The organism is Rugamonas aquatica, from assembly GCF_009380215.1.
Classification (GTDB): domain Bacteria; phylum Pseudomonadota; class Gammaproteobacteria; order Burkholderiales; family Burkholderiaceae_D; genus Rugamonas; species Rugamonas aquatica_B.
This window is the reverse complement of sequence record NZ_WHUG01000025.1, coordinates 20,291-32,891: the sequence shown is the minus strand read 5'-3', so window position 1 is coordinate 32,891 and position 12,601 is coordinate 20,291. Positions and strand designations below refer to the sequence as shown.

At 66.9% G+C, this 12,601-nt stretch carries 10 protein-coding genes; 6 read left to right on the top strand and 4 right to left on the bottom strand.

Annotated features, from left to right (window positions below):
• Positions 1-324: 324 nt before the first annotated feature.
• Entirely contained in the window at positions 325-882 is a 558-nt protein-coding gene (locus GEV02_RS31685) for a hypothetical protein (protein WP_152841775.1), read from the bottom strand.
• Positions 879-1,781, bottom strand: a complete 903-nt coding sequence (gene dapA / locus GEV02_RS31680) for a 4-hydroxy-tetrahydrodipicolinate synthase (RefSeq protein WP_152841774.1) — start codon at positions 1,779-1,781, stop codon at positions 879-881. The genes GEV02_RS31685 and dapA overlap by 4 nt, the downstream gene beginning before the upstream one ends.
• 292 nt (positions 1,782-2,073) lie before the next feature.
• Between dapA and kdpF the strand changes: the two genes are divergently transcribed.
• The 6 genes from kdpF to kdpE all read left to right on the top strand — a co-directional run bounded on the left by kdpF (position 2,074) and on the right by kdpE (position 10,331).
• On the top strand, positions 2,074-2,163 hold the full coding sequence (kdpF, locus tag GEV02_RS31675; protein ID WP_070272471.1) for a K(+)-transporting ATPase subunit F: 90 nt from the start codon (positions 2,074-2,076) through the stop codon (positions 2,161-2,163).
• Positions 2,163-3,980 carry a potassium-transporting ATPase subunit KdpA gene (gene kdpA / locus GEV02_RS31670; protein WP_152841773.1) on the top strand — a complete coding sequence of 606 codons (1,818 nt, stop codon included), beginning with the start codon at positions 2,163-2,165 and terminating at the stop codon, positions 3,978-3,980. The genes kdpF and kdpA overlap by 1 nt, the downstream gene beginning before the upstream one ends.
• A gap of 33 nt (positions 3,981-4,013) precedes the next feature.
• Positions 4,014-6,110: a potassium-transporting ATPase subunit KdpB gene (kdpB, locus tag GEV02_RS31665; protein ID WP_152841779.1), complete on the top strand. Its 2,097-nt coding sequence runs from the start codon at positions 4,014-4,016 to the stop codon at positions 6,108-6,110.
• Positions 6,111-6,225: 115 nt separating this feature from the next.
• Positions 6,226-6,813 carry a potassium-transporting ATPase subunit KdpC gene (gene kdpC / locus GEV02_RS31660; RefSeq protein WP_152841772.1) on the top strand — a complete coding sequence of 196 codons (588 nt, stop codon included), beginning with the start codon at positions 6,226-6,228 and terminating at the stop codon, positions 6,811-6,813.
• Between the two features lie 15 nt (positions 6,814-6,828).
• Positions 6,829-9,630 (top strand): two-component system sensor histidine kinase KdpD, encoded by a 2,802-nt coding sequence (gene kdpD / locus GEV02_RS31655; RefSeq protein ID WP_152841771.1) that lies wholly within the window; start codon positions 6,829-6,831, stop codon positions 9,628-9,630.
• Positions 9,627-10,331 carry a two-component system response regulator KdpE gene (gene kdpE, locus GEV02_RS31650; protein WP_152841770.1) on the top strand — a complete coding sequence of 235 codons (705 nt, stop codon included), beginning with the start codon at positions 9,627-9,629 and terminating at the stop codon, positions 10,329-10,331. Before kdpD ends, kdpE begins: the two co-directional genes overlap by 4 nt.
• Before the next feature lie 13 nt (positions 10,332-10,344).
• Here the strand turns inward: kdpE and GEV02_RS31645 are convergent, their stop codons facing one another.
• Together GEV02_RS31645 and GEV02_RS31640 are read right to left on the bottom strand one after the other, a co-directional pair.
• Complete coding sequence (locus GEV02_RS31645) at positions 10,345-11,268, bottom strand: GNAT family N-acetyltransferase (protein ID WP_152841769.1); 924 nt, start codon at positions 11,266-11,268, stop codon at positions 10,345-10,347.
• Positions 11,269-11,431: 163 nt separating this feature from the next.
• Positions 11,432-12,601, bottom strand: a complete 1,170-nt coding sequence (locus tag GEV02_RS31640) for a vWA domain-containing protein (protein ID WP_152841768.1) — start codon at positions 12,599-12,601, stop codon at positions 11,432-11,434.

Below are 12,601 nucleotides of genomic sequence, written 5' to 3'. Positions count from 1 at the left end.
TTGACTAAGCGCTGCGAACCACCGCTAAGGGGGACTACAGCGTCCTAAGACTTACTAAAATTTCCGTATCGAACGCTATCCGATACTAAAATTTTTAGGCCTCTATTCGTTAGAGCCGCTCAGTAGCAGTTAGTTCCCGATTAGTGCGAACTCTGATGAAATATCGAGGGATATCATGAGGCAGCAGTGGTTATCGCGTTCTAGTAAAACCCGAAAAAACGGCAACCACCCCACGTGTCCTCTGATCATGCCGGCGAACCGGGCGCCTTGCGATCATGGACGCGCCCAACACCGCGTTTCCCGGCAATCCGCGATGAACCCTTTTTAGCGATACGCGCTGGCGGCGCGGCTGCGGAATACTTCGCTGTAGAGATGGCGTACTTCCGGGGCGCACAGCACGTAGGCGGTCTTGCGGCTGTCCAGTTCCAGTTCGCTGTGGTGGGAGTGGTAGGTGCCGCGCTGGTCGAGTTCCAGCGTGTCGGCCAGGCGCGCGCCGGGGATTTGCGCGACGAAGACCAGCAGGCATCCGGTCTGGTGGGGCGTCAGCGGCTCGCTGCCGTGGGCCACTGTCACCAGCACGCGGGCGCAGGGATTGGCTTCCTGCGCCCGTCGCAGCCGGGTCAGGAAGGCTGCGTGATGGCCTTGTTCGATTTCGGCCGGGCGCACCAGCGCCACGATCACCGCCGCCCGCGCCAGCGCCGCATCGGCGTCACGGTCGGAGGCGACGATCACCAGGTCGTCATACAGTTGCGGATCGTAGGCGCCGGGATTGGGGCTGACCAGCAGTACGCGGCTGCCGGCCGCCACGCGCAGCATCGCCAGGTCTTCGGCCAGGTCGGAGACGGTGCCGTTGCCGTCCATGCCGGTGAGGGCGACGATCATATGGCCTCCGCTGCGGTGTAGACGGGGATGGCGTCCAGCGCTTCCAGCACCGTGGCTATGCGCGCCTTGCAGGCATTGGTGGCCGGCGTCATGGGCAGGCGCAGTTCGTCGCGCAGCAGGCCCTGCATCGCCAGCGCAGCCTTCAGCGGGGCCGGATTGGGTTCCGAAAACATCAGCTGGATCAGCGGCAGCAACCGGGCGAACAGCTCGCGCGCCTCGGGCAGGCGCTGCTGCTCCACCAGTTCGTACAGCTGCACGAACAAGTCGACCCGGATATGGGCCGAGGCCGAGATGGCGCCATGCCCGCCGCCGATCAGCGCCGACAACAGCAGCGCGTCATCGCCGCACAGCACCGCCAGCGGCGTCTGTTCGAGCAGGCCGGTGATCTGGCACAGCCGGCCGCCGGCCTCCTTGATGGCGGCGAACTGCGGCCGCCTGGCCAGCCGCGCGGCCGTGGCCAGCTCCAGGTTGACGCCGGTGCGCGCCGGCACGTTGTACAGCACGATGGGGCGGCTGGTGGAGGCGGCGATGGTTTCGAAGTGGCGCAGCAAGCCTTCCTGCGACGGCCGCACGTAGGCCGGGGTCGACACCAGATAGCCGGCCAGCTCCATGTCATCGAATTGCAGCACGCGGCTGGCGGCGGCGTAGGTGTCGCTGCCGCCTATGCCCATCAGCACCGGGCAGCGCTTGTGCGCCACTTCCAGCACGGCTGCCAGCGCCGCGCCTTGCTCGGCCAGGTCCAGCTGCGGCGCCTCGCCGGTGGTGCCGCACACCACCAGCCCGTGCGCCCCCTGTTTGACCAGACCGGCGGCCAGGTGCTGCAAACGGGATAAATCGATTTCACCATGATGCATCGGAGTGACCAGCGGCACCCAGATGCCGTGTAGGGAGGTAAGCATATTTTCTTTACGAAGTGGAGACAGAAAAAGCGTATTCCTGCCCCCGTAAAAATGTTCTAAATAGTCGGCCCCTCCCTGTAAACAAAGCATAAATGCCAGCCATTTTTACGCTTTGTTTACACCCCATGCCCAAGTCTTTACACCATCTTTAGACGCCGATCGCTAACCTTCTCAGTATCAAAACAAGACCTGTGAGGGGTGTGATGGACATAGTATTTATCGGCGCAATGGTGGTCTTTTTTGCCGTGAGCGTGGCGTTCGCCATCGGTTGCGACAAGCTGGGAGGCCAGCCATGAACCTCTTCTACCTGATCGGCGCCGTGGCGTCGGCCGGCCTGCTGGTGTATCTGGTGGCGGCCCTGTTGAAAGCGGAGGATCTGTGATGACCATGCAATCGACCATACTGCTGCTGGCCTTCCTGGCCGCGCTGCTGGCGCTGGCCTGGCCGCTGGGCGCGCTGCTGGCGCGCGTCGGCAACGGCGGCGCCGTGCCTTATATGGGCTGGCTGGGCAAGCTCGAAACCCTGCTGTACCGCGCCGCCGGCATCGCCGGCAAGGACGGCGCTCCGCAAGGCCAGTCGTGGAAGGCCTACGCCATCGCGCTGCTGCTGTTTAACGGCCTGGGCGCGCTGGCGACCTACGGCCTGCAACGCGTGCAAGCCTTCCTGCCGCTTAACCCGCAGGCGATCGCCAACGTCAGTCCCGACTCGGCCTTCAACACCGCCGTCAGCTTCGTCGCCAACACCAACTGGCAGGGCTACAGCGGCGAGCAGACCATGAGCTACCTGACCCAGATGCTGGTGCTGACCTGCCAGAACTTCTTCTCGGCCGCCACCGGCATCGCCGTGGCCTACGCGCTGATACGCGGCTTCTCGTCGCGCTCCGCCAAATCGATCGGCAATTTCTGGGCCGACGTCACCCGCTCCACGCTGTACGTGCTGCTGCCGCTGTCGCTGGTGCTGGCCGTGGCGCTGACCGGCCAGGGCGTGATCCAGAACTTCTCCGCCTACAAGGACGTGCAGCTGCTTGACGCCGTGACCTACACCCAGCCGAAGATGGGCGCCGACGGCCAGCCGTTGAAGGACGCCAAGGGCGAACCGCTGACCGAAACGCTGACCGCCGCCACGCAGACCATCGCCATGGGCCCGGTGGCGTCGCAGGAAGCGATCAAGATGCTGGGCACGAACGGCGGCGGCTTCTTCAACGCCAACTCGGCCCACCCTTACGAGAACCCGACCGCGCTGTCCAACTTCCTGGAGATGCTGGCGATCTTCGTGATCCCGGCCGGCCTGTGCTTCGCCTTCGGCCGCATGGTGGGCGACCGCCGCCAGGGATGGGCGGTGCTGGGCGCGATGACGCTGCTGTTCGTGGTCTGCACCGTCGCCGTGATGAGCGCCGAGCAGCAGGCCCACCCGGTACTGCAGGCGCTGCACGTCGACCAGGGCATGAGCGCGCTGCAATCGGGCGGCAATATGGAGGGCAAGGAGACCCGCTTCGGCATCAGCGCCTCGACGCTGTTCGCCGCCGTCACCACCGCCGCTTCCTGCGGCGCGGTCAACGCCATGCACGATTCCTTCATGCCGCTGGGCGGCATGATCCCGATGCTGCTGATCCAGTTCGGCGAAGTGATCTTCGGCGGCGTCGGCTCCGGCCTGTACGGCATGCTGATCTTCGCCATCATGGCGGTGTTCATCGCCGGCCTGATGATAGGCCGCACGCCGGAGTACCTGGGCAAGAAGATCCAGGCCTATGAAATGAAGATGACCTCCATCGCCATCCTGGTCACGCCGACGCTGGTGCTGGCCGGTACCGCCATCGCCGTCATGTGCGAGGCCGGCAAGGCGGGCATCGCCAACCCCGGCGCGCACGGCTTCTCGGAAATCCTGTACGCCTTCAGCTCGGCCGCCAACAACAACGGCAGCGCGTTCGCCGGCCTGTCCGCCAATATGCCGTTCTACAACACCATGCTGGCGATCGCCATGTGGTTCGGCCGCTTCGCCATGATCGTGCCTATCCTGGCGATCGCCGGTTCGCTGGCCGGCAAGCAGCGGCTGGAGGCCAATGCCGGCACCATGCCCACCCATGGCCCGATGTTCATCGGCCTGCTGGTCGGCGTGGTCGCCCTGGTCGGTGTGCTCAATTACGTTCCGGCGCTGGCGCTCGGCCCTGTGGTCGAACACCTGCAGCTGTTTGCCCAATAAGGAATCACCATGTCACACGCTACGCAAAAAGAGATGACGCTCTTTACCAATCCGCCCGCCAAAAAGCTCAGGATGTTCGATTCCGAGCTGCTGATGCCGGCCATCGTCGATTCGTTCCGCAAACTGAGTCCGCGCACGCAGTTGCGCAGCCCGGTGATGTTCGTGGTCTACGTCGGCAGCATCATCACCACCGGGCTGTATGTGCAGTCGCTGTTCGGCGCCGGCGAGGCGCGGCCTGGCTTCATCCTGGCCACTGCCGTCTGGCTGTGGTTCACGGTGTTGTTCGCCAATTTCGCCGAGGCGATGGCCGAGGGCCGCAGCAAGGCGCAGGCGGCGTCGCTGCGCAGCCTGAAGCAAAGCGTCATCGCCAAGAAGCTGGCCAGCCCCAAACACGGCACCACCTGGCTGCCGCAGCCGGCGCTCGATCTGCGCAAGGGTAATTACATCCTGGTCGAAGCGGGCGACGTGATCCCGATCGACGGCGAGGTGATCGAAGGCGTGGCCTCGGTCGACGAAAGCGCCATCACCGGCGAATCGGCGCCGGTGATACGCGAGTCGGGCGGCGATTTCTCGTCCGTCACCGGCGGCACCCGCGTGCTGTCGGACTGGCTGGTGGTCAAGGTGAGCGCCAATCCGGGCGAGACCTTCCTCGACCGCATGATCTCGATGGTGGAGGGCGCCAAGCGCCAGAAGACCCCCAACGAAATCGCGCTGACCATCCTGCTGGTGGCGCTGACCATCGTGTTCCTGATCGTCACCGTGACCTTGCTGCCGTTCTCGCTGTTCTCGGTGGCGGCGGCAGGCGCCGCAGGCGTCACCAGCACGCCGATCACCATCACGGTGCTGATCGCGCTGCTGGTGTGCCTGATCCCGACCACCATCGGCGGCCTGCTGTCGGCCATCGGCGTGGCCGGCATGAGCCGCATGATGCAGGCCAATGTGATCGCCACTTCCGGCCGCGCGGTGGAGGCGGCCGGCGACGTCGACGTGCTGCTGCTCGATAAAACCGGCACCATCACGCTGGGCAACCGCCAGGCCTCGGCCTTCTTCGCCGCCCCCGGCGTGAGCGAACAGCAGCTGGCCGACGTGGCGCAACTGGCCTCGCTGGCCGACGAAACGCCGGAAGGCCGCAGCATCGTGGTGCTGGCCAAGCAGAAGTTCAACATCCGCGAGCGCGAGATGGCGTCGCTGCAGGCGGTGTTCGTGCCGTTCACCGCGCAGACCCGCATGAGCGGCGTCGATCTCGGCGAACGCCATGTGCGCAAGGGCGCGGCCGACACCGTGCGCCAGTATGTCGAGGCGCTGGGGCAGCCCTATCCGGCCGAAGTGGCGCGCGCCGTCGACGACGTGTCGCGCCGCGGCAGCACGCCGCTGGTGGTGGTCGACGCCGGCCGGGTGATGGGCGTGGTGGAGTTGAAGGACATCGTCAAGGGCGGCATCAAGGAACGCTTCGCCGAGCTGCGCCGCATGGGCATCAAGACCGTGATGATCACCGGCGATAACAGGCTGACCGCCGCCGCCATCGCCGCTGAGGCGGGCGTGGACGACTTCCTGGCCGAAGCCACGCCGGAGGACAAGCTCAAACTGATCCGCAGCTACCAGTCCGAAGGCCGGCTGGTGGCCATGACCGGCGACGGCACCAACGACGCCCCCGCGCTGGCCCAGGCCGACGTCGCCGTGGCGATGAACTCCGGCACCCAGGCCGCCAAGGAGGCCGGCAATATGGTCGACCTGGATTCGAATCCGACCAAGCTGCTGGAGATCGTCGAAATCGGCAAGCAGATGCTGATGACGCGCGGCTCGCTGACCACGTTCTCGATCTCGAACGACATCGCCAAGTACTTCGCCATCATCCCGGCGGCCTTCGTCGGCACCTACCCGCAGCTGAAGGCGCTGGACATCATGCACCTGGCCAGCCCGTCGTCGGCCATCATGTCGGCGGTGATCTTCAACGCGCTGATTATCATCGCGCTGATCCCGCTGGCGCTCAAGGGCGTGCAGTACCGCGCCATCGGCGCCACCGCGCTGTTGCGCCGCAACCTGCTGGTGTACGGCATCGGCGGCATCATCCTGCCGTTCATCGGCATCAAGGCGATCGACCTGCTGCTGTCGGCGCTCAACCTTGTGTGACCACGTCGCTCCCGCGCAGGCGGGAGCCCATGCTGAGTATCCTGGGCAGCTCAGTTTGGATTCCCGCCTTCGCGGGAATGACGGATTCCCGGCCAACTATTATTCTGGAGCTGTCATGTCATCCCATATTCGTCCCGCCCTGGTGCTGTTCGCCGCCCTGACGCTGATCTGCGGCGTGGTTTATCCGCTGGCCGTCAGCGGCATCGGCACCGCCGCCTTCCCTTCGCAGGCCGCCGGCAGCATCGTCGAAGCCAACGGCAGGGCGGTCGGCTCGTCGCTGATCGGCCAGGCCTTCTCGTCGCCGCAGTACTTCTGGAGCCGGCCGTCGGCCACCGGGCCGATGCCCAACAACGGCGCCGGTTCCAGCGGCTCCAACCTGGGCCCGAACAACCCGGCGCTGGCCGACGCGGTCAAGGCCCGCATCGAAGCGCTCAAGGCGGCCGACCCGGCCAACACCGCGCCGGTGCCGGTCGACCTGGTGACGGCGTCCGGCAGCGGCCTCGATCCCGAGATCAGCGTGGCGGCCGCGCGCTACCAGGCCGGCCGCATCGCCGCCGCCCGCCGGATGCCGGCCGAGCAGGTGCTGGCGCTGGTCGACAGCCTGCGGCTGAAGCAGTACTTCGGCTTCTTCGGCGAGCCGCGCGTCAACGTGCTGGCGCTCAATCTGGCGCTGGACCAGGCACGCCCGGCGCCGAAGCAGTAGAATCGCCGGATGTCCATGTTCCCCAACGATAGCCTGCGTCCCGACCGTCCCGATCCGGATGCGCTGCTGGCCCAGGTGCAGGCGCAGGAGCGCCGCGCCGCGCGCGGCAGGCTGCGCATCTACTTCGGCGCCTCGGCCGGCGTCGGCAAGACCTACGCCATGCTGGCCGCCGCCCGCAAGCTGCAGGCCGACGGCCAGCCGGTGCTGGTCGGCGTGGTGGAAACCCATGGCCGCAGCGAGACCGCGGCCATGCTGGCGGGACTGGACGTGCTGCCGCCGCGGGCGGTCGAGCACCGCGGCAAGCGCCTCGCCGAGTTCGACCTCGACGGCGCGCTGGCGCGCCGGCCGCCGCTGATCCTGGTGGACGAGCTGGCGCATTCCAACGCGCCCGGCTCGCGCCATCCCAAGCGCTGGCAGGATGTCGAGGAACTGCTGGACGCCGGCATCGACGTGCTCACCACCGTCAACGTGCAGCACCTGGAAAGCCTGAACGACGTGGTGGGCGGCATCACCGGCATCCGCGTCGGCGAGACCGTGCCGGACACCGTGTTCGACCAGGCCGACGAAGTGGTGCTGGTCGACGTGCCGGCCGACGAGCTGCTGGCGCGCCTGCGCAGTGGCAAGGTGTACCAGGAACAGCAGGCCGAACGCGCATCGAAGAATTTTTTCCGCAAGGGGAACCTGATCGCGCTGCGCGAGCTGGCGCTGCGCCGCACCGCCGACCGCATCGAGGACGATGTGCGCGCCTACCGCGTCGAGCAATCGATAGCCGACATCTGGAAGACCGGCGCCGCGCTGCTGGCCTGCGTCGGCCCGCGCGCCGGCGGCGAGCACACGGTGCGCAGCACGGCGCGCCTGGCCAGCCAGCTGGGCACCGGCTGGCACGCGATCTACATCGAAACCCCGGCGCTGCAACGGCTGCCGGCCGCGCAGCGCGAACAAATCCTCAAGACACTGAAGCTGGCCGAAGACCTGGGCGCGACCACCGCCGTGCTGCCGGGCCACGATATCGCGCTGGCGGCGGCGGACTACGCGCGCAGCCACAACCTGTCCAAGATCGTGCTGGGCCGCGCCCATCCGACCTGGCCGTGGCGCCAGCCCCACGGCAAGCGCCTGGCGCGCTACGCGCCCGACATCGACCTGGTGGAAATCGGTGCGCCCAGCAAGGAGACGCCGGCTGCCGCGCGCGCCGTCGGCGCCGATGCCCGCGCGGATGGCCGCGCCGATGGCGGCCTGGGGGGCGGCTCGAACGGCGGCCCGGACGACGAGCAGAGTACGGCGCTGCTGCGCCGGCGTGTGACCGGCTACGCGGCGGCCAGCGTGGCCAGCGTCGCCACCGCGCTGCTGGCCACGCCCTTGCTGGCCTGGCTGGACCTGGCCAACATCGCCATGCTGTTCCTGCTGGTGGTGGTGCTGGTGGCGGTGCGCTTCGGACGCGGGCCGTCGGTGGTGGCCACCTGCGTCAGCGTGGCCTGCTTCGACTTCTTCTTCGTGCCGCCGCGCTTCACCTTCGCCGTCTCGGATTTCCAGTACCTGATTACCTTCATCGTCATGCTGGCGGTGGGCCTGATCACCGGCCACCTGACATCCGACCTGCGCTTCCAGGCGCGCGTGGCCTCGCACCGCGAGCAGCGTTCGCGCGCGCTGTACGAGTTCGCGCGCGAACTGTCGGGCGCTCTGCAGACCGAGCAGATTTTCGAAACCACCCAGCGCTGCATCCAGCACGCCTTCCGCGCCCGCGCCACGCTGCTGGTGCCGGACGACGACGGCCGCCTGCAACTGCCGCCGCTCAGCGCCGCCGACATCGCCAGCCGCGCCCACCTGTCGGTGCTCGACACCGGCATCGCCCAGTGGGCCTACGACCGCGCCGAAAGCGCCGGCCTGGGCACCGACACGCTGCCGGCCAGCCGCATCTTCTACCTGCCGCTGGTGGCGCCGATGCGCACGCGCGGCGTGCTGGCGATCGAGCCGCAGCACCGGCGCTGGATACTGATCCCGGAACAGCGCCAGCAGCTCGACACCTTCGCCGCGCTGGCCGCCATCGCGCTGGAGCGGGTGCACTACATCGAGGTGGCGCAGAACGCGCTGGTCAACATGGAATCGGAACGGCTGCGCAACTCGCTGCTGGCGGCGCTGTCGCACGATCTGCGCACGCCATTGACCTCGCTGGTCGGCCTGTCGGAAACGCTGGCCGGCTCGCGGCCGCCGCTGGCGCCGGCCCAGCTGGAAGTGGCGGCGCTGCTGCACGACGAAGCGCTGCGCATGAGCGCCCTGGTGTCCAACCTGCTCGACATGGCGCGCATCCAGAGCGGCGAAGTCAAATTCAACCTGCAATGGCAGGCGCTGGAAGAGGTGGTCGGCAGCGCGCTGCGCGCCAGCGGCTCGCAGTTGCAGGGGCACGTCGTGCGTACCCGCCTGCCGGCCGATCTGCCCTTGCTCAGCTACGACGCCGTGCTGATCGAACGGGTGTTGTGCAATCTGCTGGAAAACGCCGCCAAGTACACGCCGCCCGGCTCGCGCATCGAGATCGCCGCCGAACTGCGCGGCGCATGGATCGACGTCATCGTTTATGATGACGGTCCCGGCCTGCCGCACGGACGCGAGGAAGCCGTGTTTGAAAAATTCACCCGTGGCGAGCGCGAGTCGGCCAAGCCCGGCGTGGGACTGGGGCTGGCGATCTGCCGCGCCATTGTCGAAGCGCACGGCGGCCGCATCCACGCGGCGGCGTCGCCGCTGGGCGGCGCCGCCTTCGTCATCACGCTGCCGCTGGGCACACCGCCGGCCATGCCGGAACTGGAAATCGAAGGAAGCTTATGACCACGCCCGATAGCGCGCCCACCGCCCTGCTGGTGGAAGATGAACCGCAGATCCGCCGCTTCGTGCGCAGCGCGCTGGAGGAGGAGGGCTGGCAGGTGCACGAGGCGGCCACCCTGCAGCGCGGCCTGATCGACGCCGGCACCCGCAAGCCGGATCTGGTGGTGCTCGACCTCGGCCTGCCGGACGGCGACGGCGTCGACTTCATGACCGATTTGCGCAAGTGGTCCAGCGTGCCGGTGATCGTGCTGTCGGCGCGCGTCAACGAGGCCGACAAGATACGCGCGCTGGACGCCGGCGCCGACGATTACCTGACCAAGCCGTTCGGCGTGGGCGAGTTGCTGGCGCGGGTGCGCGCCACCCTGCGGCGCCAGCGCCAGCCGGCCGCCGACAGCGCGGGCCTGATCCAGTTCGGCGATGTGGTGGTCGATTTGCAGAACCGCCGCGTCACGCGCGGCGGCGAGCATGTGCACCTGACGCCGACCGAGTACCGGCTGCTGGCGGTGCTGGTGGCCAACGCCGGCCGCGTGATGAGCAACCCGCAGCTGCTGCGCGCCGTGTGGGGGCCGTCGCAATCGGAGAACGGCCACTACCTGCGCATCTACATGGGCCACCTGCGCCACAAGCTGGAAGCCGACCCCACCCAGCCGCGCTACCTGCTGACCGAGACGGCGGTCGGCTACCGGCTGCAATTGCCGGCGTGAGCGGCGGGCGCGCCTAGTCGCGCGCCAGGATCTGGTAGCCCTGGTCGCTGCGGGCGATCAGCGCGAAGCCGCGCCGGCTCAGCATCTGCATCATCGCCGAACCGTCGCGGCAGGCCGACAGCAGGCGCCGGTGCTTGTAGTGCGCGCAAAAGAAATCGACCATCTGGCTGCCCACGCCGCGCCCGCGGCAGCTGTCCTCGACCACCATCGCGTGCAGCTCGCGCTGCATGCTCTTCTGCCCGTCCACGCCCAGTATCATCATGTAGCTGACCACGCGGCCGTCGATCTCGCACACCCAGAACTCGATCGGCACCGTGCTCTGGCCGCCGCTCCACAGGTCGCGCAGCGCGGCGCCGTCGACGATGCCGGCGGTGAAGGTGGCCGTCAGCGCGGCCTGCCGCACGTTGTCGGTGACGGACTGGTCGAAGCCGCCGCTCTCGCCGCCCGAGGTGGTCAGGCGGATGATGGCGTCGACATCCTCGGGCACCGCGCGCCGGATCGCCGAATCGAGCAGGCGCCGGTGGCGTTCGCGGCGCGCGGTGTCGCGGATCTTGGCCGCATGGCGGCGCAGCGCATCGACCTGGCGGCGCAAATACAACACCAGCAGCGCGACCAGGCCGTACAGCGCCGCGCTTTGCAACAGGTCATAGGCCAGCAGATAGGGATTTTCGTGGCGCGCGCGCATCAGCGTGTAGTCGACCACCCGCGCCACGCTCGACAGCACGACGAACAGCAGCGCCGCGCGCCGGCCGAGGAACCAGGCCGCCAGCGCGGTCGGCGCCACCAGGAAGGGAGCGAAGGAAATGCCGGAGCCGGTGTCGATATCGAGCAGGAAGATCAGCGCTTCCAGCGTCAGCAGGCCGGCCAGCATCAGCCGGGCGCTGGCGTTGCGCAGCAGTCGGCGCAGGCGGAGTTGTAGTTTTCTTGTGCGTAGCATGGGAACGTGCGGTCTCTTTTGTAGGCTGGGTCGGGGCCGACAGGATAAAGAAAAGACAGGCTATACGTCGTACGATACGATGACAAGTTAATATTTGTTTAAAATTGTATATAGAGAATCTTTACATTGTTTTACTCGGGCAACACTTGTGTCGGCCCGGTTTTTATTTGCTCAGCGTACGCATGGCCCGCTCCAGGCCATCCATGGTCAGCGGGAACATGCGGTGGTTCATCAGCTGCTGGATGATGGAGATCGACTGCCGGTACTGCCACACGCCCTCCGGCTCGGGATTGAGCCAGGCGAACTTGGGGAAGGCGCCGGTGAAGCGCGTCAGCCACGCGCTGCCGGCTTCCTCGTTGTTGTATTCGACCGAGCCGCCCGGCTGCAGCACCTCGTAGGGGCTCATGGTGGCGTCGCCGACGAAGATCAGCTTGGTGTCCGGCGGGTATTTGCGCAGGATGTCCCAGGTCGGGAAGCGTTCCGAGTTGCGGCGGCGGTTGTTCTTCCACATGTAGTCGTACACGCAGTTGTGGAAGTAAAAGAATTCCATGTTCTTGAACTCGGTCTTGGCGGCCGAGAACAGTTCCTCGGTGCGCTCGATATGATCGTCCATGGTGCCGCCGACGTCGAACAGCATCAGCACCTTGATGTTGTTTTTCCGCTCGGGCTGCATCTTGATGTCGAGGTAGCCGGCGTTGTTGGCGGTGGCGCGGATGGTGGCGTCCAGCGCCAATTCCTCCTCGGCGCCCTGGCGCGCGAACTTGCGCAGGCGGCGCAGCGCCACCTTGATGTTGCGGGTGCCGATCTCGCGTTCGCCGTCGTAGTCCTTGTAGGCGCGCGCTTCCCACACCTTGACCGCGGTGCGGTTGCCGCCCTTGCCGCCGATGCGCACGCCCTCGGGATTGGTGCCGCCGTTGCCGAACGGCGAGGTGCCGCCCGTGCCTATCCACTTGCTGCCGCCCTCGTGGCGCTCCTTCTGCTCCTTCAGCAGTTCGGCCAGCCGGTCCATCAGCTTGTCGTAGCCGAATTTTTCCAGCAGGGCTTTCTGTTCCTCGTTCAGCTCGCGCTGCATGCGCTTGACCAGCCAGTCCAGCGGGATCGCGCTATTGCCCTCGAAGGCGGCGTTGATGCCCTTGAAGTACTGGGCGAAGGCGCGGTCGAACTTGTCGTAGTGGGCCTCGTCCTTGACCAGCGTCAGGCGCGACAGGTAATAGAAGTCGTCCATCGACGCCGTGCTGACCTGGCGCTGCATGGCTTCGAGCAAGGTCAGGAACTCCTTGATCGTCACCGGGATCCTGGCGTCCTTGAGGGTAAAGAAGAAATCGATCAGCAT

Bases quoted from the DNA above. Each gene is read 5' to 3' on its own strand.
- GEV02_RS31645 (WP_152841769.1), bottom strand. From the start codon at position 11,268: ATGCTACGCACAAGAAAACTACAACTCCGCCTGCGCCGACTGCTGCGC.
- kdpC (WP_152841772.1), top strand. From the start codon at position 6,226: ATGTCATCCCATATTCGTCCCGCCCTGGTGCTGTTCGCCGCCCTGACG.
- dapA (WP_152841774.1), bottom strand. From the start codon at position 1,781: ATGCTTACCTCCCTACACGGCATCTGGGTGCCGCTGGTCACTCCGATG.
- kdpF (WP_070272471.1), top strand. From the start codon at position 2,074: ATGAACCTCTTCTACCTGATCGGCGCCGTGGCGTCGGCCGGCCTGCTG.
- GEV02_RS31685 (WP_152841775.1), bottom strand. From the start codon at position 882: ATGATCGTCGCCCTCACCGGCATGGACGGCAACGGCACCGTCTCCGAC.
- kdpD (WP_152841771.1), top strand. From the start codon at position 6,829: ATGTTCCCCAACGATAGCCTGCGTCCCGACCGTCCCGATCCGGATGCG.
- kdpB (WP_152841779.1), top strand. From the start codon at position 4,014: ATGACGCTCTTTACCAATCCGCCCGCCAAAAAGCTCAGGATGTTCGAT.
- kdpE (WP_152841770.1), top strand. From the start codon at position 9,627: ATGACCACGCCCGATAGCGCGCCCACCGCCCTGCTGGTGGAAGATGAA.
- kdpA (WP_152841773.1), top strand. From the start codon at position 2,163: ATGACCATGCAATCGACCATACTGCTGCTGGCCTTCCTGGCCGCGCTG.
- GEV02_RS31640 (WP_152841768.1), bottom strand. From the start codon at position 12,601: ATGCTGATCGATTTCTTCTTTACCCTCAAGGACGCCAGGATCCCGGTG.